The sequence below is a fragment of the Streptomyces sp. NPDC051913 genome (assembly GCF_044593635.1).
Classification (GTDB): Bacteria; Actinomycetota; Actinomycetes; order Streptomycetales; family Streptomycetaceae; genus Streptomyces.
Genome location: NZ_JBIUCI010000004.1, coordinates 172,818 through 192,537, shown reverse-complemented (window position 1 = coordinate 192,537; position 19,720 = coordinate 172,818). Strand labels below are relative to the sequence as shown.

The following is a 19,720-nucleotide window of genomic DNA, read 5'->3' as shown; positions in this document are numbered from 1 at the left end:
GACTGCGAGAGGGGACCGCACGGCATGGCTGTCGTACGGGCTGCCTCCCTGACCGAGTTCCGCAGGCGGCCCCAGGCGAAGGACCGCCCCGACCGTGCGCCGAAGTCCCACCCCCAGCCGCATACCCCTGCCACCGCTCGTCGTCGGGCTCGTGCTGCTCCTCGCCTCGTCCGTCGTCGGCGGCGTGGGACTGGGCGCCGCCGGCGTCCCGTGGGCGGACGTCCTCCGGTTCCTGTGGGCCGGGCTGACCGGCGGGACCGTGCACGCCGACGACGCCGCCGCGTACACCATCGTCTGGGAGATCCGGCTGCCGCGGGTGGTGCTCGGCGCGGTCGTCGGCGCGGGGCTGGCGGCCGTCGGAGTGGCCGTCCAGGCGATGGTGCGCAACGCGCTCGCCGACCCTTTCGTGCTCGGCATCTCCTCGGGCGCGGCGGTGGGCGCCAACGCGGTCATCCTGCTGGGGGCGTTCGCGGGCCTCGGCGTGTGGGCGCTGTCGGTGTCGGCGTTCCTGTCCGCGCTGGCGGCCATGGTGCTGGTGTACGCGGTGGCCCGCTCGCCGCACGGGCTGACCCCGTTGCGGCTGGTCCTGACCGGCACGGCGCTGGCGTACGGCTTCGAGGCGGTGACGACCGTCATGGTGTTCGGGGCGGCGCGCGGCGAGGCGGCCCGGTCGGCGCTGATGTGGCTGCTGGGCAGTCTGGGCGGGGCGACCTGGGCCCAGGTGCCGCTCGTCGCGGTGACCGTGGCGGCGGGGTGGGCGTGGCTGCGCCGGCGGGCGGAGTCGCTGAACGCGCTGGCGATGGGCGACGAGACCTCGGCGGCACTCGGGGTCCGACCGGGCCTGCTGCGGCGGGAGTTGTTCCTCGTCACCGCCGCCGTGACCGGGACCGTGGTCGCGGTGAGCGGGGCCATCGGGTTCGTCGGGCTGATGGTGCCGCACGTCGTACGGATGCTGGTCGGGGCCGATCACCGGCGGGTGCTGGCCGTGGCGCCGCTCGCCGGTGCCGTCCTGCTGGTGTGGGCCGATGTGCTGTCCCGGCTGCTGCTCGCCCCCGCCGAACTGCCGGTCGGGGTGATCACCGCGGTGGTCGGGGTGCCCGCGTTCCTGTTGTTGATGCGGCGCGGCGGCTACGCGTTCGGGGGGCGCTGACATGCGGCTCGACATCGAGGACATGAGCGTCGCCGGGATTCTCGACGGAGTCCGACTCGCCGTGGACAGCGGGGCGTTGGTCGGGCTCGTCGGCCCCAACGGCAGCGGCAAGTCGACGCTGTTGCGCTGTGTGTACCGGGCGCTGCGCCCGGCCGCCGGCGTGGTGCGGCTGGCCGGGGACGACGTGCACGCGCTGCCGTCGAGGGCCGCCGCGCGAGTACTGGCCGCGCTGCCGCAGGAGTCGGCGGCGGAGTTCGACTTCACGGTCACCGAGGTGGTCGCCATGGGGCGGCTGCCGCACCGGGACCGTACGGCGGCGTCCGACGCGGAGATCTGCGCGTCGGCCATGGCACGCACCGGCGTCGGCCACCTGGCCGACCGGGGGTTCCTGTCGCTGTCCGGCGGTGAGAAGCAGCGGGTGCTGATCGCCCGCGCGCTCGCCCAGCAGCCGCGGGTGCTGGTCCTGGACGAGCCGACCAACCACCTCGACATCGCCCACCAGTTGGAGGTGCTGCGGCTGGTCCGGGACAGCGGGGTGACCGCGCTCGCCGCCCTGCACGACCTCAACCTGGCCGCCGCGCACTGCGATCTCCTGTACGTGATCACGGACGGCCGGATCGTCGTCTCCGGTCCCCCGCACGATGTGCTCCAACCCGGCCTGCTGGCGGAGGTGTTCGGCGTGCGCGCCCATCCCGTCCGGCATCCCGAGACCGGTGCCACGCAACTCCTGTTCGACCTTCTGCCCGCCGACTGAGGATCCACATGCGCAAGTTGCTCGCCGCCGCCCTCTGCCTCGCCGCCACCGCCACCGCCACCGGATGCGGCGCCTCGGTCGAGCCGGCGAAGGAGGCGAAGGACCCCAGGTCCACCGCCGTCACCCTCACCAACTGCGGCCACGAGGTGACCTACGACAAGGTCCCCGAGCGGGTGGTCACCAACGACGTCGGCATCACCGAGCTGATGTTCGCGCTCGGTCTGGAGGACCGCATGGCCGGGTTCGCCATGCCCGACGACAAGGGCGATCTCACCGACGTGCCCTGGAAGGACGGCTACGACAAGGTGAAGTGGCTGTCCAAGGACCAGCTCACCAAGGAGAACGTCCTCGACGCCCGCGCTGACTTCGTCTTCGCCGGCTGGAACTACGGTTTCCGCGAGGACGCCGGCTTCACCCCGGACGCCCTGAAGAAGCTCGGCATCCCCTCGTACGTCCTCACCGAGTCCTGCCGCAACGGCCGTACCGAGACCGCGCGCGGCATCATGCCGCCCCTGGACGCCCTGTACACCGATCTCACCAACCTCGGAAAGCTGTTCGGCGTCGAGAAGCGGGCCGCGACACTGATCGCCGGCTTCAAGAAGGAGGTAGCGGAGGTCCACGCGATGGCCCCCGCCGAGAGCCCCAAGGTCTTCCTCTACGACAGCGGCCAGGACCAGCCCTTCACCTCGGGCCGCTACGCCGCCCCCGACCAGATCATCAGCGAGGCCGGCGGCGTCAACGTCATGCACGACGTCCAGGACTCCTGGACCACCGTCGGCTGGGAGAGCGTCGTGGAGCGCGACCCCGACACCATCGTCATCTGCGACTACGGGGACGTGAGCGCGGAACAGAAGAGGAAGTTCCTCCTGTCCTACGCCCCACTGCGCCAGGTCTCCGCCGTCAAGCACCGGCGGATCCTCGTCCTCGACTACGTGGACCTGGTCGAGAGCCCGCGCAACCCGTCGGCGATCGCCAGGCTGGGGGCATACCTGCGGTGAACCCGCGTCTCAGGGACGCCAGTACAGCGAGGGATCGGGATGGTCGGTGAACCCCAGGTCGCGGTACAGGGGTTCACCCTCGGCCGAGGCGTAGAGGTCCACGCGGGCCACCTCGCGCTCCCGGAACCAGTCGAGCAGTCCCCCCATGATCGCGCGGCTGTACCCGCGCCGCCGGTGCGCGGGGTCGGTGACGACGCCGATGACCTGGCCGATCCGGCCGTTGAGCAGGTGCGGGCCGGGCAGCCGTTGCTCCACGGCACCGATCCCGCAGGCGGCCAGGCGTCCGTCGGCGCCGTCCACGACGAGGACGCGCACGCTGTCCGCGGTCAGCTGCTCCCGCAGGACGACGGCGAGGGTGTCCAGCCAACCCTCGTCCCCGGACGGGGAGGTGAAGAAGGAGTCGGGGAGCCCGTCGAACAACAGGGCCCGCAGGCGCAGCAGTTCGACGAGGTCGTACTCCCCCGCCTGACGTACTGCGGAGCGGATGGCGGTGCGTTGTCCCATGCCGACGAGCCTGCTGTAATGACCTTGTGCACCTCAACCCTTACGGCGAGGATGCCGTGAACCTCGCCGCCGACCTGGCCAACCGCCGCCCGACCGACGCCGGGGAACTCACGGAGCGCTGCCGGGCCGCCGGGGTCGCGGTGGAGGGGCCGGTCACGCCGGAGGACCTCGACCGCGTCGGGGCGATCCTCGACGCGTGGGAGAAGGTCGTCGACGCGACCGACGAGTCCGAACGCGCCGCGCTGGTCAACGAGATGCTGGCCGCGGCGGCGGCCCACCCCCGTATGACGAACCACGTCGGCAGCGGCTGGCATCTGCACTACCGCGACGACGGCCGGCCGCTCGGCGCGGTCCTCTCGTCACTCATCTCGGTCGGCACGGCACTGCATCTGACGGGCCGCGGCATGCACCGCCTCAGCCGCTGCGCGGTCACCGAGTGCGCGAAGGTCTTCGCCGACACCTCGCGTACCGGCCGCCGGCGCTACTGCTCCCAGCGCTGCGCCAACCGCGACGCGGTGCGCCGCCACCACGCCCGGGGCGTGCCGCCCGCCCGCTGACGGACGGCACCCCGCGCGGTCAGCTCATTCGCCGACCGGCTTGCCGCGCTGCCAGGCCCAGGCGAGGCGGTCCGCGCCGGACTGGTTGGTGGTCTTCAGCCAGGGCTTGGCCGGGTCGCCGGTGAGCTGCTGTATCGAGTAGATGTCGTCGGTGCGCAGGCCCGGCCAGTACACCGAGCCCATCCTCAGCTCGCGGAAGGTGTCGGTGACGGCCTGGATGAAGTTGACGTAGTTGTCGTCCGGGGTCTTCACGTTGTAGTTCAGGCCGGTCGTCATCGGAGCGCCGAACTCGTCCGCCACGGTCCGGTTGGCGCAGTCGCCGATGCGCACCTTGAGGTCGGCGACCCACTCGTCGTAGGTGGCGTACGACTTCCAGAAGCCGTAGTGGTGCAGGGAGAGGTACGTGCCCTTCAGGCGCGGGTCGGCGCAGACCGACGTGACGTGGTCGTTGTAGCCGGCGCCGCTGACGAAGACGCGGTTGCGCGGCACGGACTTGTAGGTGTCGAGCCACTTCGCGGCGATGTCGGCCCACTCGGTGTCGGTGTAGCCGTGCGGCTCGTTCATCGGCTCGAAGTAGACCCGCGAGTTGCCCTTGTAGGCCTTGACGACGGTGTTCCACATCGGCCAGTAGGTGGCCTCGTCGTCGATGTAGCCGTCCTTGCGGTCACCGGTGCCCTCCCAGTAGGACACGATCACCTTGAAGCCGTGGGCCGTCGCGGCGTCGATGACCCCGCGGTAGGACTTCCAGTAGGAGCCGTTGACCGTGTACGGGTTGATCGGCAGCCGGACCGTGTTGGCACCGAGGTTGGCACGGAACGCGGAGATGATGCGGCTGGCCTTGGTGTAGGTCTGGGCGTACGTGTCGCTGGTCGACAGGCCGGACAGCTGGAGCAGGTCGTCGGCGAAGTTGTCGCGCGGGTCGGCCCAGTTGACCCCCTTGAACTGGGTGGTGTCGATGCTCGGCGCGGCGGAGGCGGGGCTGCCCGCGAGGCCGGCGCCGGTGACGGCGGCGATCGCGACCGCGGCGAGGGCGGCCCGTGTACGGGGCTTGAGACGGGTGCTGACAGGGGTCTTGCGCATCGACGTACCCTTCCGGAGCGACAGGATGTTTACGTAAACATCACGGCGCCGGAATCGTGGCATCCGCCCCGACGACCGTCAAGGTTTCCCACACGTAACATCCCTTGCGACAGGGACAGGTTCCGTGACGGCCGAGGGAGGCACCAGTGGTGGAGCGAGGCGGTTCCGGGGTGCCCGGCGGGCGCCGCAGACAGCGGGTGTCCATGGCCGATGTCGCCCAGCGCGCGGGGGTGTCGTCGCAGACCGTGTCGCGGGTCTCCAACGGCCATCCCGGGGTGATCGAGTCGACGCGGGAACAGGTCCTCGCGGCGATGCGGGAGCTGGGCTACCGCCCCAACAGCGCGGCCCGCGCCCTGCGTTACGGCCAGTTCAACACCATCGGCGTGATCCTCTTCGACCTGGCCTCGACCGGCAACAGCCGCACCGTGGAGGCGATCGCCACGCATGCCGCGGCCGAGGGGTACGCGATCACCCTGATCCCGATCGACGTGCCGACCCAGGACAACGTGCTGGGCGCCTTCACCCGCATGGGCGAGCTGGCGGTCGACGCCGTCATCGTCATCATGGAGGTCCACCTGCTGGACACCGGCACGGTCCAGCTCCCGCCGGGGGCGCATGTCGTCGTCGTGGACTCCGACGCCGGCGACCGCTACAGCGTGGTCGACACCGACCAGGCCGACGGCGCCCGCAAGGCCGTACGGCATCTGCTCGACCTGGGCCACCGCACCGTGTGGCATCTGACCGGCCCCGAGGCCTCCTTCGCCGGGCAGCGCCGGACGCAGGCGTGGCGTGCGGTGCTGGAGGAGGCGGGGTGTCCGGTGCCGGAGCCGCTGCACGGGGACTGGACGGCGGAGTCCGGGTACGCGGCCGGGCTGGCCCTCGCCGAGGAACCCGACTGCACGGCGGTGTTCGCCGCCAACGACCAGATGGCGCTGGGCCTGTTGCGGGCCTTCCACGAGCGCGGGGTCGCGGTGCCCGGCGAGGTCAGTGTCGTCGGCTTCGACGACATCCCGGACGCCGCCTACTTCGTGCCGCCGCTGACCACTGTCCACCAGGACTTCACCGAGGTCGGCCGCCGCTGCGTACGGACGGCACTCCAGCAGATCCGCACCCCGGGCGACGTCCGGCCGGGCAACGACCTGGTCCCGACCCGACTGGCGCTGCGGGCCAGCACGGCACCGCCACGCACGGGGACCGGCGAACGCGCCGCGCACCCACACGGCTGACCTGACGGTTTCGCTGGCGGTGCCGTAGGCGCGCTGTCCAGCAGGGTGGCGGTACGACGGCCCGACGCGGCGGCGCGGGCCTGGAGCCGGCGCAATGGCTCCCTCGGTCTCCTGCGGCACCGCGCTCTGGTTCTCGTACCGCCTCACCTACGGCTCGCTGGCGCGGTGTACGCGGTGGTCGGTGGTGGCGTCGACGGCCGGGCCGGCAGTCTGTCCGCGCACCGGGAAGGTGCCGCGCCGGCCGTCAGGACCCGCTGGGCCTGGAAGTGGCGGGGCTTCGGGACGGGGCCGGCCGGCGGCGTCACCCACGGCGCCCACCTGGCGCGGCACGCCGTGCCGCTCGCGGGCGGCGGCGAGACCGACGGTGAGGCCATGGGCCGCCCCCCGGTCGAGGATGCGCAGCGGCTCGTCGCGAGGGCATGGCCGTCCGCGGTCCCGCGCCCCAGGCCGTAGCGAGAACCCGCCCCGGACGACGAGATCGACGCCGTAGCGGAACAGGAATCCGGCACCGACCGCCAGGCCGAACGCGCAGGAGAAGGCGACCCCTGTGCTGTCCTGGCCACGAAGCCGTCCAGGCGGGAAGCGGGACGCGCCTGAGCGTGTGAGGCGTGGGCCCGGCCTTGGAGGCGGCCGGGCCCACGCTGGTTCAGGCGGTGTGGAGGGTCAGGCCGTAGCGGTTGAGGATCTCGTTGACGGGCTGGAACCAGGTCTCGCCCCCGCTGGAGCAGTTGCCCCAGCCTCCGGAGGTGACGCCCTGGGCCTGGTCGCCGCTGATGAACGAGCCCCCGGAGTCGCCGGGTTCGGCGCAGACGCTGGTCTTGGTCATCTGACGCACGGCGCCCTGGCTGTAGTTGACGGTCTCGTTCATGGCGAGGACCGTGCCGCAGTGCCAGTGCGTGGTCGAGCCCGAGCGGCAGACGGACGAGCCGACGGGCGCCACGTTGGACCCGCGCACGAGCTGGTCGGAGACGGTGCCCCAGCCGAGCACGACCGGCACCGTCCACCAGCCGCTGCCCACGTTGACCCAGGCGTAGTCGTTGTCCGGGAACGACGAGCCCTGGAAGTTGCCGATGTAGCTGCGGTCCCAGCCGTAGACGGCGCCGGTGTGCTGGTCGCAGTGTCCGGCGGTGATGAACCCGCCGTACACCGAGAAGCCTATGGAGCAGCGGACGTTGCCGGTGTAGAAGGGGTCGCCGCCGACGGTTCCGGCGGCGAAGGTCTGCGGTGCGGTGGCGAGGTGCCGGACGGTGACGGGGCCGGCGCGGTGGGCCTGCGCCACGAAGCGTCGGACATCGTTGTCGGCCCGCTTGTTCGTGACGACGTTGACGACGACGGTGCTCGCCCGCGGATCGACATGCCAACTGGCCACGCCCGCAGGGGCGGTGAGCCGGTCGAGACGGCCTTGGGTGGCGGCGAGTTCGCGGGCCGTGTGGGCGACGGTGCGGACGTCGGCGCCGGTGGCGCGTACCGCTCGGACGGTGGCCCGGGTCGCGTCCGGGGTGAGGCCCACGGTCAGGGTCGCGGCGTCGGCGTCGTACCAGGTGCCGCCGAGCGAACTCCCGGCCGCTCGACGGACCTTGGGCTCGATGGCCGTGGCCCGACGCTCGGCGGCGAGCCGCTGCTCGGCCTGGGCCCTGGTGAGGTGCAGGTCGCTCTGCATCGCGGTGAGGAGACCGGCGGAGGCGGGTGCCTTCGCCGTGCGGGCGTCGTCGGCGGTAGCGGGTGCGCCGCCCGCGGCGACACCGGCGCCGAGGGTGAGCAGCACGGCCAGGACGGCGTGCGTAAGTCTGGTGCGTCTCATGGGGGTTGCCCTTCGTCGTTCCAGTGGAGTGGGGATGGAACAGCGGGGAACAGCAGGATGCTGAGAGCGCTCTCAGGGGTGTGGCCGGGCAGAGCCTAGCGGCTGATCATGGTCAGGTCCATACCAATTCCGCCGCTCTCTCGAACAGCTCGCGCCCCGGCTCAACCGGCCGGGCTCCGGCGCGTCGTCGGCGCGGCGCGACATAGGCTGATCCAAGATCCGCAGCGAAGCGGACTCCCCTCGACAGGAGGCCCGATGGGTGTGGCGGAGGCGGTCAGGGTCCGGCCGGTGCCGGAGCTGCTCGCGGAGAACGCCTTACGGTACGGCGGCAAGCTCGCGTTCGCCGACGACCGGCGCGGGGTGAGCTGGGCCGAACTGGAGCGCAGGACCGCCCGGTTGGCGGCCGGACTCGGGGTCGAGCGCGGCACCAGAGTGGCCTTCTGCCTGGACAACGGCGTCGAGCTGGTCGAGGGTCTGCTGGCCACCGTCCGCGCCGCGGCCGTCGGGGTGCCGCTGCCGCCGCGGGCCACCCACTCCGAGCTCGTGCACCTGCTGGCCGACTGCGATCCCGCCGTGGTCGTCACCGACCAGCGGCGCCTGCCGCGGATCGCGGGGATGGTCGCGGGGCGGCCGGTGCGGCTGGTGGTGATCGGGGAAGGACCCGTACCGGAGGGCGCCGCGCACTTCGAGGATCTCCTCGCGGAAGACCGGACCGCGCCCCGCGACGACCTCGGACTGGACGAACCCGCCTGGCTGCTCTACACCTCCGGTACCTCCGGCACCCCCACGGCGGCCGTGTCGAGCCAGCGTTCCGCGCTCTGGTCGTCGTTCGCCTGCTATCTGCCACGCCTGGGGCTCTCCGCCGCGGACCGGGTGCTCTGGCCCCTGCCGCTGGCCCACACCTACGCCCACTCGCTGTGCGTCCTGGGTACCACCGTGGCCGGGGCGAGCGCGCGCATCACCTCGGGACCCGGACCCGTCCATCTCGCCCGGCTGATGGGCGAGTTCGAGCCGACCGTGCTCGGCGGGGTGCCGCTCACCTTCCGGCAGCTCCTCGACACCGGCCTCGGCGCGGTGACCTCGCTGCGCTTGTGTGTCACCGCGGGTGCGCCGAGCGACCCGGAGCTGCGGGAGCAGGTGGAACGGCGGTTCGGGGTGCCGCTGCTCGACGGCTACGGCTCCACCGAGACCTGCGGCAAGATCGCCATGGAGTCGGTCGACGGGCCGCGCGTGCCGGGGAGCAGCGGCACGCCGGTGCCCGGCATGGACGTCCGGCTGGTCGATCCGGACAGCGGCCTGGACGTCGTGGGCGCCGAGGGCGAGATCTGGGTGCGCGGCCCCGGTGTCATGCTCGGCTACCACAACCGCCCCGAGGCGGACGCCGACGCCGTGCGGGAGGGCTGGTACCGCACGGGTGACCTGGGGCGGCTCGGCGCGGGCGGCTGTCTGACCGTCACGGGGCGGCTCAACGACAGGATCGTGCGCGGCGGTGAGAACGTCGACCCGGCCGAGGTCGAGCGGGTGCTGCGCGCGCTGCCCGGGGTGCGCGACGCGGCCGTGGTGGCGCGGGCGCATCCGCTGCTGGGCGAGGTCCCCGTGGCGTTCGTCGTCCCTGCCGAGCAGACACTGGACCCCGCCGGTCTGCTGCGGGGGTGCGCCGCGGTGCTGTCGGCGCACAAGGTGCCCGAGGAGGTCCTGTTCACGGCGGCCGTACCGCGCACGGCGGCCGGCAAGCCCCGGCGGGCGGTGCTGCGCGAGACGCTCGCCGAGCGGCCCCCGGCACCCGACCTGACGGCGCTGGCCGGTCTGACGGCGGGCGAACGACGGTCGGCGCTCACGGAGTTGGTGTGCCGGGAGGCCGAGGCGATCCGGGGCACGGTGGCCGATCCCGTCACCGCGTTCGCCGATCTCGGGCTGACCTCGATGGACGCCATGACCCTGTGGCACCGGCTCAGCCTGCGCACCGGACTGCGGCTGCCGGCGACCCTGGTCTGGGACCACCCGAACCCGGCCGCGGTCGCCGCCTTCCTGGACACCCGGATGAGCGGCGACGCACCGGCGCCGGTCCCGCCGCCGCGCGGTCCGCGGGCCGAGCCGATCGCGATCGTGGCCGTCGGCTGCCGCTATCCGGGCGGGGTGAGCTCCCCGGAGGACCTGTGGCGGCTGGTGTCCGACGGTGTCGACGCCACCGACGACTTCCCCGCCGACCGCGGCTGGGACGTCGACGCCCTGCACGACCCGGACCCCGACCGGCTCGGGACGACGTACACCCGCCGCGGCGGCTTCCTCGACGGGGCGGCCGACTTCGACCCGCTGTTCTTCGGGATCTCCCCGCGCGAGGCGCTGGCGATGGACCCGCAGCACCGGCTGCTCCTCGAAGTCGCCTGGGAGACGCTGGAGCGCGCCGGCATCCCCGCGCCCTCGGTGCGCTCCAGCGCCACCGGGGTGTTCGTGGGCCTGATGCACGCCGGATACGGCACCGGGCTCTCGCCGCACGAGCTGGAGTCGCACATCGGCATCGGCTCGTCGGGCAGTGTGGCCTCGGGGCGGATCTCGTACGTCCTCGGGCTGCGCGGCCCGACGATGACCGTGGACACGGCGTGTTCGTCCTCGCTGGTCGCGATGGACCTGGCCGCGAAGGCGCTGCGGGCGGGCGAGTGCACACTCGCGCTGGCGGGCGGGGTGACGGTGCTGTCGAGTCCGCAGCCGTTCATCGCGTTCAGCAGGCAGCGCGCTCTTTCGGCGGACGGCCGGTGCCGGTCGTTCGCGGCGGGCGCGGAGGGCACCGCGTGGGCCGAGGGCGTCGGCCTGGTGCTGCTGGAGAAGCTGTCGGACGCCCGGCGCAACGGCCATCCGGTGCTGGCGGTGCTGCGCGGTTCCGCGGTGAACTCCGACGGCGCGTCGAACGGCCTGACCGCCCCCAACGGCGAGGCACAGCGCGAACTCATCCGCCTGGCCCTGGCCGACGCGGGCCTGGGCCCGGCCGACGTCGACTTGGTCGAGGGCCACGGCACGGGCACCGCGCTGGGCGACCCGATCGAGGCGGGCGCCCTGCTGGCCACCTACGGCCAGGGCCGCGACCCGGCCGACCCGGTGTGGCTGGGCTCGGTCAAGTCCAACCTCGGTCATCCACAGGCCGCCGCCGGGGTGGCCGGCGTCATCAAGATGATCGAGGCGATGCGCCACGGCGAACTGCCCCGTTCCCTCTACGCGGAACAGCCGTCGCCGCACGTGGACTGGTCCGAGGGGGCGGTACGGCTCCTCGACCGCCCGCGACCATGGCCGCACCGCGACCGGCCGCGCCGGGCGGCGGTCTCGTCGTTCGGGATCGGCGGCACCAACGCCCATCTGATCATCGAGGAACCCCCGGCGCGGGAGGAGGTCGGCGGCAGCCGCCTGTTCGACGCCCCCTGGCTGGTCAGCGGTGGCGACGAGGCCGGACTGCGCGCGCATGCCGCGAAGTTGGCGCAGACGCTGGCGGACATCACGGACGAGGATGCGCCGGACGTGGCGTACGCACTGGCCACCACCAGGACGGCGCTCCCCCACCGCGCGGCCGTACAGGGCGCCGACGCCTCCGAACTCCTCGCCGGGCTGCGCCGGTTGGCCACCGGCGAGGAGACTCCCGACCTGCTCAGGGACACCGTGCGCGGTACGCCGAAGCTGGCGCTGCTCTGCGCCGGACAGGGCAGCCAGCGACCCGGTATGGGCCGCGAACTCGCCGCCGCCTTCCCGGTGTTCGACGCCACCTTCGCCGAAGTGTGCGAGCTGTTCGGCCCGTTCTTGGACCGCCCTCTGCGCGAGGTGATCGACGATCCCGACGGCGACCTGCTCGACCGCACGGACTACGCGCAGCCCGCGTTGTTCGCCTTCGAGGTCGCCCTGCACCGGCTGCTCGCCGAGTGGGGCGTGCGCCCGGACTACCTGGTCGGCCACTCGATCGGCGAACTGGCCGCCGCCCACCTGGCGGGCGTGTTCTCCCTCGCCGACGCGGTACGGCTGGTGGCCGCACGAGGCCGACTCATGGCCGCGCTGCCCGCGGGCGGCGCCATGATCGCTGTCCAGGCACCGGAGGCCGAGGTCGCGCGCAGGCTCGCCGCGACGCCCGGCCGCGTGGCGATCGCGGCCGTCAACGGGCCGGCGTCGGTCGTGCTGTCCGGCGAGGAGGACGCGGTGACCGCGCTGGCCGCCTCGGTCGGCGGGCGGAGCACCCGGCTCCGGGTGAGCCACGCCTTCCACTCGCCGCTGCTCGACCCGATGCTCGCCGCATTCCGCGCGGTCGCCGAGACCGTGACGTACCGGCGGCCGTCCGTGCCGGTGGTCTCCACCCTCACCGGCCGCCCCGAGCCGGAAGCGCTCGCCACCGCCGGCCACTGGGTACGGCAGGTCCGGGAGACCGTCCGGTTCGCCGACGCGGTCAACCGGCTGGCGGAGGCGGGAGTGACGGCGTTCGTCGAGGCCGGTCCCGGCGCCACGCTGAGTGTGGCGGCCCAGGGGTGTGTCGCCCCGGACGCGGGCGCGGTGTTCGCTCCGTGCGCCGACGCGCGGGGAGCACTGACGGCGCTGGCCGCCCTGCATGTGCACGGCGTGCAGGTGGACTGGCGGTCGGTGTACTCCGGCGTCGGGGCCCGTCCGCGCGCGCTGCCGACGTACCCCTTCCAGCGGCAGCGTTACTGGCTGCGCGCGGCCCGGCATCCGGTCGCGGTCGGGCATCCGCTGCTCGGCGAGCCCCAGCCGGACGCCGACGGGCCCGGCGTACGGCACACCGGCGAGCTGTCCGTCGTACGGCAGCCCTGGCTCGCCGACCACGCGATCGGCGGCCGGGTCCTGCTGCCCGCGGCGGTCTTCGCCGAGCTGGCCTGCCATGCATCCGGGGCCTCCGGGCCGGTACGGCTGGCGGACCTCACCTTCCGTGAGCCGCTGGTGCTCCCGGAGTCGGAGCCGGTGCGCGTCCAGGTCGTCACCGGTGGCCCGGACGAGACGGGGAACCGGCCGGTCGGCGTCTGGGCGCGGGCCGGTGAGACCTGGACGCGGCACGCCACGGCGACGATCGCCCCGGTCGGCGCGGCCCCCGTCGTACCGCTCCGGGTGTGGCCGCCCTCCGGTGCCGAGCGACTCCCGGTCGACTACGACCGCCTCGCCGCCCACGGCCACGCCTACGGGCCCGCGTTCCGCGCGGTCACCACGTTGTGGCGTCGGGGGGACTCCCTGTACGCCGAGCTGGCCCTGCCCCCGAGGGAGGCGGCGACCGCCGGTTCCTACCTCCTGCACCCGGCGCTGCTCGACGCGGCCCTGCACACCGCGCTCCTGGCCGAGGGGCCCGGCGCGGCACGCGTCCCGCTCACCTGCGCCGGGCTCACGGTGTACGCGACGGGTGCCACGGCCGCACGCGCCCATCTCGAACGGCTCGGCCCGGACGAGTTCCGGGTGACGCTCACCGACCCGGCCGGGCAGCCCCTCGCCGCGGTCGAGTCGATGGTCACCCGGGTCCTGCCCGTCCAACGGCCCGTTGTGCGAGGCGAGTTGTACCGGACGGCATGGCGACCGGCGACGGCCGGCGGGAACGCCGATCCGCGACACGAGCTGTTCGACGTGACCGCTCTCGCCGTGGGCACGGACATGCCCGACCGGGTACGGGCTCTGCTCGACGCCACACTGGAGCGGGTGCGGGAGTGGGTCGCCGACGGCCGCCCGGGGAGGCTGCTGATCCTCACCGGCAACGCCACCGGCGACGATCCCGACCCGGCCGAGGCAGCGGTGGCCGGGCTCGTGCGCAGTGCGCAGTCCGAGCACCCGGGCCGGATGGTGCTAGTCGACCGGCGCGGGGGCACGACGTCGCCGGCGGAGCTGGAAGCCGCGCTGCGCACGGGCGAACCGCAGGTCGCCCTGCACGAGGGTGCCGTTCTCGTGCCCCGGCTGACGGTCGCCCGGTCTCCCGCCGTGGCCGAGGCTCCCGCCCCCGATCCGGACGGCACCGTCCTGATCACCGGCGGCACCGGAGCACTCGGGGCGAGCCTGGCCCGGTACCTGGTCACCGAACGCGGGGTTCGTCGGCTGGTGTTGGCCGGGCGTGGCGGCCGTACACCGGCGTGGGTCGGTGAACTCGACGCGACGGTGCGGGTGGTGGCCTGCGACGTGAGCGACCGCGCAGCCGTCGACGCCCTCGTGGCGTCCTGCGGGCCGTCGCCGACCGCGGTGTTCCATCTCTCCGGCGTCGTGGACGACGGTGTGGTGGACGGTCTGACGCCGGAGCGGCTGGCGACCGTCGTGGCGCCGAAGGCGGACGGGGCCTGGCATCTGCACGGGGCGACGAAGGAGCTGGGGCTGTCCGCGTTCGTGCTCTACTCCTCGGCCGCGGGGGTGCTGGGCCGCCCGGGACAGGCCAACTACGCCGCGGCCAACGGATTCCTGGACGCGCTGGCCCGCCACCGGAGCGCTCGGGGCCTGCCCGCGCACTCTCTCGCCTGGGGACCGTGGACCACGGCCGACCAGGACGGCATGGCCGCCCAGGTCGCACCGCGTCGACTCGCCGACGGCGGAGTGCTGTCGGTGAGCGAGGAGGAGAGCGTCGGTCTCCTCGACCGCGCGCTGCGCACCACCGAGCCGGTGCTCGTGCCGATCGCGCTGGACCTGACGGCACTGACCGGGCCGACCGCACCGCCGGTCCTCGCGGACCTGCTGCCGCGCCGTCCGGCCGCCGTCTCCGCCACCACCGCTCCGGCGCAGGCGCCCGGCGCGTGGCGTGAGCGGCTCGCTTCCGTATCGGTGGCCGAACGCCTGCATGTACTGGGCGAGTTGATCCGCGCCGAGCTGGCCTTGGTGCTGGGCTTCCCCGACGCGGCGGCGTTCCCCGCCGAGCGGGCCTTCACCGAACTCGGGTTCGACTCGCTGACGGCGGTGCAGTTCCGCAACCGGCTCAGCGCCTTCACCCGGGTGCGGTTGGCGCCGTCGATCGTGTTCGACCATCCGACGCTGCCCGCGTTGACCGCGCATGTGCACGAGGCGCTGGCCCAGGTACTGCCGGATGCCTCTGACGTGTCCGCAAGCCCCGAGGCCGAGCCGTCGTCCTACCGCTTCGGCCCCCTGTACCACCAAGTCCTGCGCGAACGCGGCCCCTTCGAGGCGATGGGCCTGCGCTTCCTCGCCTCCCACGCCCTCCCCGCGTTCTCCGTCGCCGACCGGACCCGGCACGCCGTGGCGCCGGTACGGCCGGCCCGGGGCGCCGGGACACCCCTGGTGTACATCCCGGACTACCTCACGCCCTACCGCCGCGTCCCGGCCGGGCTGGCGAAGCAGTTCGACGGTGAGCGCGACCTGTTCCTGCTGGAGCACCCGGGATTCGGCTCCCGGCGGGCGGTGCCCGAGGGGATGGAGGCGATCGTGCGCACGCATGTCGACACCGTCCGGGCGTTGCCGGTGCACGGTCCGGTGGTCCTCGTCGGCTACTGCGCGGGCGGCGCGATCGCGCACGCCGTGGCCGGGGAACTCGCCGAGACCGATGCGGCACCGGCCGGGTTGGTCCTGCTCGACGCGCACGCTGGTGTGCTGCGCCGGAACGACGAGCGGGCGCTGGCGCTGATGGCGGCCGGTGCCGAGCTGTCGGACGACGTCGTCGCCGAGTTCGACGACTCGCTGCTCATCGCGGGCGGCGGCTATGCGCGCGTGCTGGAGCACTGGGAGCCGAAGCCCACTCCCGTCCCGACCCTGTTGGTGCGGGGCCGGCCGACCGCGCAGATGCTCCGCACCGACCCCGACGGCGACTGGCGGCCACGCTGGCCGCTTCCCCACGAGGCCGTCGACGTCCCCGGCGACCACTACACCCTCGTCCACCACGACGCCGACACCACGGCCGCGGCGATGCGCGCCTGGCTGACGGCATGAGCGACCGAAACGGCCACCGCACCGCAGGAGTTGACGCATGACCCAGGAGTACGACCTGATCGTCGTCGGCGGCGGACCGGCCGGCTCGACGGCCGCGACCGCCGTGGCCCTGCGCGGACACCGGGTCCTGCTGCTGGAGCGCGAGACCTTCCCGCGCTACCAGATCGGCGAGTCGCTGCTGCCGGCCACCGTGCACGGCCTGTGCCGGATCCTCGGCGTCGCCGAGGAGGTCCAGCAGGCCGGCTTCACCCTCAAGCGCGGCGGCACCCTGCGCTGGGGCCGTGATCCGGAGCCGTGGCAGTTCTCCTTCGCCATGACACCGCGGGTGCCCGAACCCACCGCGACGGCCTTCCAGGTGGAGCGCTCACGCTTCGACGAGATCCTGCTGCGGGGCGCCCGGCGGGCCGGCGCCGACGTGCGCGAGGGCAGCACGGTGCGGCGCGTCGTCGCCGACGACGCGCGGGTGCGGGGCGTCGAGTTCTCCGACGCGGACGGCAACTCCCGTACGGCGTACGCCAAGTACGTCCTCGACGCGTCCGGCAACACCAGCCGGATCCACTCCGGTGTCGGCGGGAGCCGGGTCTACTCCGACTTCTTCCGCAACCTCGCCGTGTTCGGCTACTTCGCGGGCGGGGCCCGGCTGCCGGAGCCGAACAGCGGCAACATCTTCTGCGCCGCGTTCGACGCGGGCTGGCTCTGGTACATCCCGCTGCGCGACGACCTGACGAGCGTCGGCGCGGTGATCTCGCCCGAGCACACGGCGGCCGTGCAGCGGGACGCGCGGGGCGCCTGGCGGGACATGATCGAGGCGTGCCCGGAGGTGGGCCGGCTGGTGGCGGATGTGCCGGTCGCGACCGAGGCGCCGTACGACCGGGTGCGGGTGCGCCGGGACTGGTCGTACTGGAAGCAGTCCCTCTGGAAGCCGGGCATGGCGCTGGTCGGCGACGCCGCCTGCTTCGTGGACCCGGTGCTGTCCTCCGGCGTCCATCTGGCCACGTACGGAGCCCTGTTGGCGGCCCGCTCGGTGAACGCGGCCCTGGACGGCAGTGTGCCGGAGGAGCAGGGGTTCGCCGCGTTCGAGGCCCGCTACCGGCGCGAGTACCGCGTGTTCTACGAGTTCCTCATCGCCTTCTACGACATGGAGCGCAACGAGGACTCGTATTTCTGGTCGGCGAAGAAGATCACCAACGTGGACCTCGGGGAGGCGGCGGCGTTCGCCGAGCTGGCGGGCGGCCTTGTCTCCCGTGACTCCGCGGTGGTCCGCGCGGACTGGCACACGGCCGCCGCGCAACTGGACGGGGCGGTGGGTCGGTTGGCCGCCTCCGACGGCCGCGTGAACCCGCTCCTGACGGCCCCGGTCGTCGGCGAGACCTTCCGCACCGGCAACGACCTCCAGGAACAGGCCCTTTACGGCGGCCCGCTCGACGACCGGGGCCCGGCCTCCCCCGACGGCCTCGCGGTCACCCCGGACGGGGTGTCCTGGGCGAAGGGCTGACAGCGGCGGCCCGAGAGGTCGTTGACCTTGCCCGAAGGGGAACCCGCAGCATCGGCGTACCGATGTCTGCGGGAGGGGCGAGGGTGCGCCGGGTACTGATCGACGTACGGCCGTTGCGGGGGGCCGCGTTCCGACGGCTGTGGGCGTGTGGCCTGGTGACCACGCTGGGCGCCCAGCTGACCGCGCTCGCCGTGCCGATGCAGCTGTACGACCTCACCGGCTCCTCGGCGTACGTCGGACTGGCGGGGTTCGTGGGGTTCGCTCCGATGGCGCTCGCGGCGCTGTGGGGTGGCACGCTGGCGGACGTACGGGACCGGCGGCGGGTGCTCCTCGCGACCACGGCCGGGATAGGTCTGACGTCACTGCTGCTGTGGGCGCAGGCGTGGGCGCGGCTGGAGTCGGCGGGGGTGATGCTGGCGCTCGTCGGGGTGCAGCAAGCCCTGTTCGGCGCCAACGCGGCGGTGAGCGGGGCGGTCGTGCCCCGGCTGGTGCCGCGCGAGTTGCTGCCCGCCGCGAACGCGTTGCAGTCGCTGGTCTCCTGGTCGGCCGGGATCGCCGGACCACTGCTGGGCGGCGGGCTGCTGCCGGTGGTCGGGGCGCAGGCGCTGTATCTGGCCGACGCGGCGGCGCTCGGTGTCACGCTGTGGGCGGTGTGGCGACTGCCGCCCCTGCCGCCGACCACGGAACGGGGCGCGGGTCCACGGCAGTTCACGGCGGGCTTCCGGCTGCTGGGCACCCGGCAGGTCCTGCTGGTGGTCTATCTCGCCGACTTCGCGGCGCTCTTCCTGGGCATGCCCGCCGCACTGTTCCCGCAGTTGGCGAGGGAGACGTACCCGGGAGCGAACGTCGGCGTGCTGTACGCGGCGATCTCGGCGGGGGGTGTGCTCGCGGCGCTGTTCTCCGGCGGCCTCACCCGCACCTCCCGCCACGGTGTCGCGGTCGCGGTGTCGGTGTGCGTGTGGGGGTGCGCGCTGGCCGCGTTCGGGCTGGTGAACTCGCTTCCGGTGGCTGCGGGTTGGCTCGTGCTGGCGGGCGGTGCGCTGCTGACGCTCGGGGTGTTCCGTAAGTCCGTCCTCCAGTCCGCGGTGCCGGACGGCATGCGGGGCCGGCTCCAGGGAGTCGACACCGTGATCGCGGCCGGAGGCCCTCGGCTCGGAGACCTCGTGCACGGTGTCGCCGGGGCGTCCTTCGGGGCGACCTGGGCCGTCACCGGCGGCGGGGTGCTGACGGTGACGGCCGCGCTGGCGCTGCTGCTGTGCTTCCCGGAGTTCCGGCGGCACCGGGCCCCCTGAGAGGGGCTACTCCGGCGGGGTCGGTGTGTCGTGGGTGCGGTACATCGCCTGGACGTCCAACTCCAGCTGGACGGTGGGACCGACGACCGCGATGCCACGGGCCAGCATCGAACGCCAGTTCAAGGTGTAGTCCTCGCGGTGCAGCTCCGCCTTCGCGAGGGCGGCGCAGCGCAGTTCCTCGCCGTAGCCGCCGTTGACCATGCCCAGGTACGTGGTGTCCAGCGACACCGAGCGGCTCACGCCGTGCATGGTCAGGGTGCCCAGCAGCGACCACTTGCTGCCGCCCCGGTAGGCGAAGCGGGTGCTCCGGAAGTCGATGTAGGGGAAGTGCTCGACGTCGAGGAAGTCCGCCGAACGCAGGTGCGCGTCGCGGGTGTTGTTGCCGGTGGTGATGCTGGAGGCGTCGATGCGGACGTGGACGCGGGAGTCGGCGACCTCCTGGGCGACCTGGATACCGCCCTCGAAGCGTTCGAAGCGGCCGTGCACATGGGCCATGCCGACATGTTTGGCGATGAAGCGGATCGCGGTGTGCGGCGGGTCGAAGAGCCAGGTGCCGGGGACCGGGAGTTCGGCCTGCCGGGCGGGCTGGAGCCAGACCCGCTCCGAGGACAGTCCCGCGTCGGCGACGATCTCGACGGTCTCACGGTGCGGTTCCAGCCCCTCCGCCACGATCATCAGGCTGTAGCTCGCGGGCGGCAGCACGGCAAGGAACAGACCGTAGGGGTCCGTGGTGCCGCGTGCCACGACCTGGTGGCCGCGGAGTTCGGTCACCGTCACCTCGGCGCCGCCCAGCGGCTGGCTCACCGGGTCGAGGACCTCACGGACGACGGCACCGGCACCGGCCGGAACGGGAAGCGTGTGGCCCGCGGCGCCTCCGGGGGCATTCCTGAAGCGCCGCCGGAGCAGTCCGAGGGGCATGGGTCTCACCTTTCAGTGGGGGTTCACAAGGGGGTTGGGGGGCGGGGGGCATTGGGGGCATGCG

Annotated in this window: 13 protein-coding genes; 9 read left to right on the top strand and 4 right to left on the bottom strand. The window is 73.3% G+C overall.

From position 1 onward, the window contains the following. Positions 1–94 precede the first annotated feature (94 nt). From ACIHIX_RS13530 to ACIHIX_RS13520, 3 genes are read left to right on the top strand one after another with little or no spacing between them, the layout of a single operon-like run. Positions 95–1,150 (top strand): FecCD family ABC transporter permease, encoded by a 1,056-nt coding sequence (locus ACIHIX_RS13530; protein ID WP_399954259.1) that lies wholly within the window; start codon positions 95–97, stop codon positions 1,148–1,150. 1 nt (position 1,151) lies between these two features. Further along, entirely contained in the window at positions 1,152–1,904 is a 753-nt protein-coding gene (locus tag ACIHIX_RS13525) for an ABC transporter ATP-binding protein (protein WP_399954257.1), read from the top strand. Between the two features lie 8 nt (positions 1,905–1,912). Next, positions 1,913–2,902: an ABC transporter substrate-binding protein gene (locus tag ACIHIX_RS13520; protein ID WP_399954255.1), complete on the top strand. Its 990-nt coding sequence runs from the start codon at positions 1,913–1,915 to the stop codon at positions 2,900–2,902. A gap of 9 nt (positions 2,903–2,911) precedes the next feature. Here ACIHIX_RS13520 and ACIHIX_RS13515 read toward each other — a convergent pair whose 3' ends face one another. Then, positions 2,912–3,406, bottom strand: coding sequence for a GNAT family N-acetyltransferase (locus ACIHIX_RS13515; RefSeq protein WP_399954254.1), 495 nt, complete (start codon positions 3,404–3,406; stop codon positions 2,912–2,914). Between the two features lie 26 nt (positions 3,407–3,432). Here ACIHIX_RS13515 and ACIHIX_RS13510 point away from each other — a divergent pair, with 26 nt between their 5' ends. Continuing rightward, positions 3,433–3,963, top strand: coding sequence for a CGNR zinc finger domain-containing protein (locus ACIHIX_RS13510; protein ID WP_399954252.1), 531 nt, complete (start codon positions 3,433–3,435; stop codon positions 3,961–3,963). A gap of 24 nt (positions 3,964–3,987) precedes the next feature. On the opposite strand, the gene ACIHIX_RS13505 is transcribed toward ACIHIX_RS13510, so the two are convergent. Then, positions 3,988–5,043, bottom strand: a complete 1,056-nt coding sequence (locus ACIHIX_RS13505; protein ID WP_399954250.1) for a glycoside hydrolase family 5 protein — start codon at positions 5,041–5,043, stop codon at positions 3,988–3,990. A gap of 146 nt (positions 5,044–5,189) precedes the next feature. Here ACIHIX_RS13505 and ACIHIX_RS13500 point away from each other — a divergent pair, with 146 nt between their 5' ends. Beyond that, the gene (locus ACIHIX_RS13500) at positions 5,190–6,269 is read left to right on the top strand and encodes a LacI family DNA-binding transcriptional regulator (protein ID WP_399954248.1); all 1,080 of its coding nucleotides are present in this window, start codon (positions 5,190–5,192) and stop codon (positions 6,267–6,269) included. Positions 6,270–6,434: 165 nt separating this feature from the next. Further along, positions 6,435–6,722 carry a hypothetical protein gene (locus ACIHIX_RS13495; protein ID WP_399954246.1) on the top strand — a complete coding sequence of 96 codons (288 nt, stop codon included), beginning with the start codon at positions 6,435–6,437 and terminating at the stop codon, positions 6,720–6,722. A gap of 193 nt (positions 6,723–6,915) precedes the next feature. Here the strand turns inward: ACIHIX_RS13495 and ACIHIX_RS13490 are convergent, their stop codons facing one another. Beyond that, positions 6,916–8,070: a S1 family peptidase gene (locus tag ACIHIX_RS13490; protein WP_399954244.1), complete on the bottom strand. Its 1,155-nt coding sequence runs from the start codon at positions 8,068–8,070 to the stop codon at positions 6,916–6,918. 255 nt (positions 8,071–8,325) lie between these two features. On the opposite strand from ACIHIX_RS13490, the gene ACIHIX_RS13485 reads away from it, so the two are divergent. The 3 genes from ACIHIX_RS13485 (at position 8,326) to ACIHIX_RS13475 (ending at position 18,738) form a co-directional block, all read left to right on the top strand. Continuing rightward, positions 8,326–15,951: an SDR family NAD(P)-dependent oxidoreductase gene (locus ACIHIX_RS13485; protein WP_399954241.1), complete on the top strand. Its 7,626-nt coding sequence runs from the start codon at positions 8,326–8,328 to the stop codon at positions 15,949–15,951. Positions 15,952–15,988: 37 nt separating this feature from the next. Beyond that, positions 15,989–17,446 (top strand): tryptophan 7-halogenase, encoded by a 1,458-nt coding sequence (locus tag ACIHIX_RS13480; RefSeq protein ID WP_399954238.1) that lies wholly within the window; start codon positions 15,989–15,991, stop codon positions 17,444–17,446. Between the two features lie 83 nt (positions 17,447–17,529). Beyond that, the gene (locus tag ACIHIX_RS13475; RefSeq protein WP_399954235.1) at positions 17,530–18,738 is read left to right on the top strand and encodes an MFS transporter; all 1,209 of its coding nucleotides are present in this window, start codon (positions 17,530–17,532) and stop codon (positions 18,736–18,738) included. 6 nt (positions 18,739–18,744) lie between these two features. On the opposite strand, the gene ACIHIX_RS13470 is transcribed toward ACIHIX_RS13475, so the two are convergent. Then, a complete protein-coding gene (locus tag ACIHIX_RS13470; protein ID WP_399954232.1) occupies positions 18,745–19,656 on the bottom strand; it encodes a YceI family protein in 912 nt (303 codons plus the stop codon). Positions 19,657–19,720: the final 64 nt, after the last annotated feature.

Coding starts and splice junctions, on each gene's coding strand:
- ACIHIX_RS13505 (WP_399954250.1), bottom strand. CDS start 5,043: ATGCGCAAGACCCCTGTCAGCACCCGTCTCAAGCCCCGTACACGGGCC.
- ACIHIX_RS13470 (WP_399954232.1), bottom strand. CDS start 19,656: ATGCCCCTCGGACTGCTCCGGCGGCGCTTCAGGAATGCCCCCGGAGGC.
- ACIHIX_RS13515 (WP_399954254.1), bottom strand. CDS start 3,406: ATGGGACAACGCACCGCCATCCGCTCCGCAGTACGTCAGGCGGGGGAG.
- ACIHIX_RS13480 (WP_399954238.1), top strand. CDS start 15,989: ATGACCCAGGAGTACGACCTGATCGTCGTCGGCGGCGGACCGGCCGGC.
- ACIHIX_RS13490 (WP_399954244.1), bottom strand. CDS start 8,070: ATGAGACGCACCAGACTTACGCACGCCGTCCTGGCCGTGCTGCTCACC.
- ACIHIX_RS13525 (WP_399954257.1), top strand. CDS start 1,152: ATGCGGCTCGACATCGAGGACATGAGCGTCGCCGGGATTCTCGACGGA.
- ACIHIX_RS13485 (WP_399954241.1), top strand. CDS start 8,326: ATGGGTGTGGCGGAGGCGGTCAGGGTCCGGCCGGTGCCGGAGCTGCTC.
- ACIHIX_RS13520 (WP_399954255.1), top strand. CDS start 1,913: ATGCGCAAGTTGCTCGCCGCCGCCCTCTGCCTCGCCGCCACCGCCACC.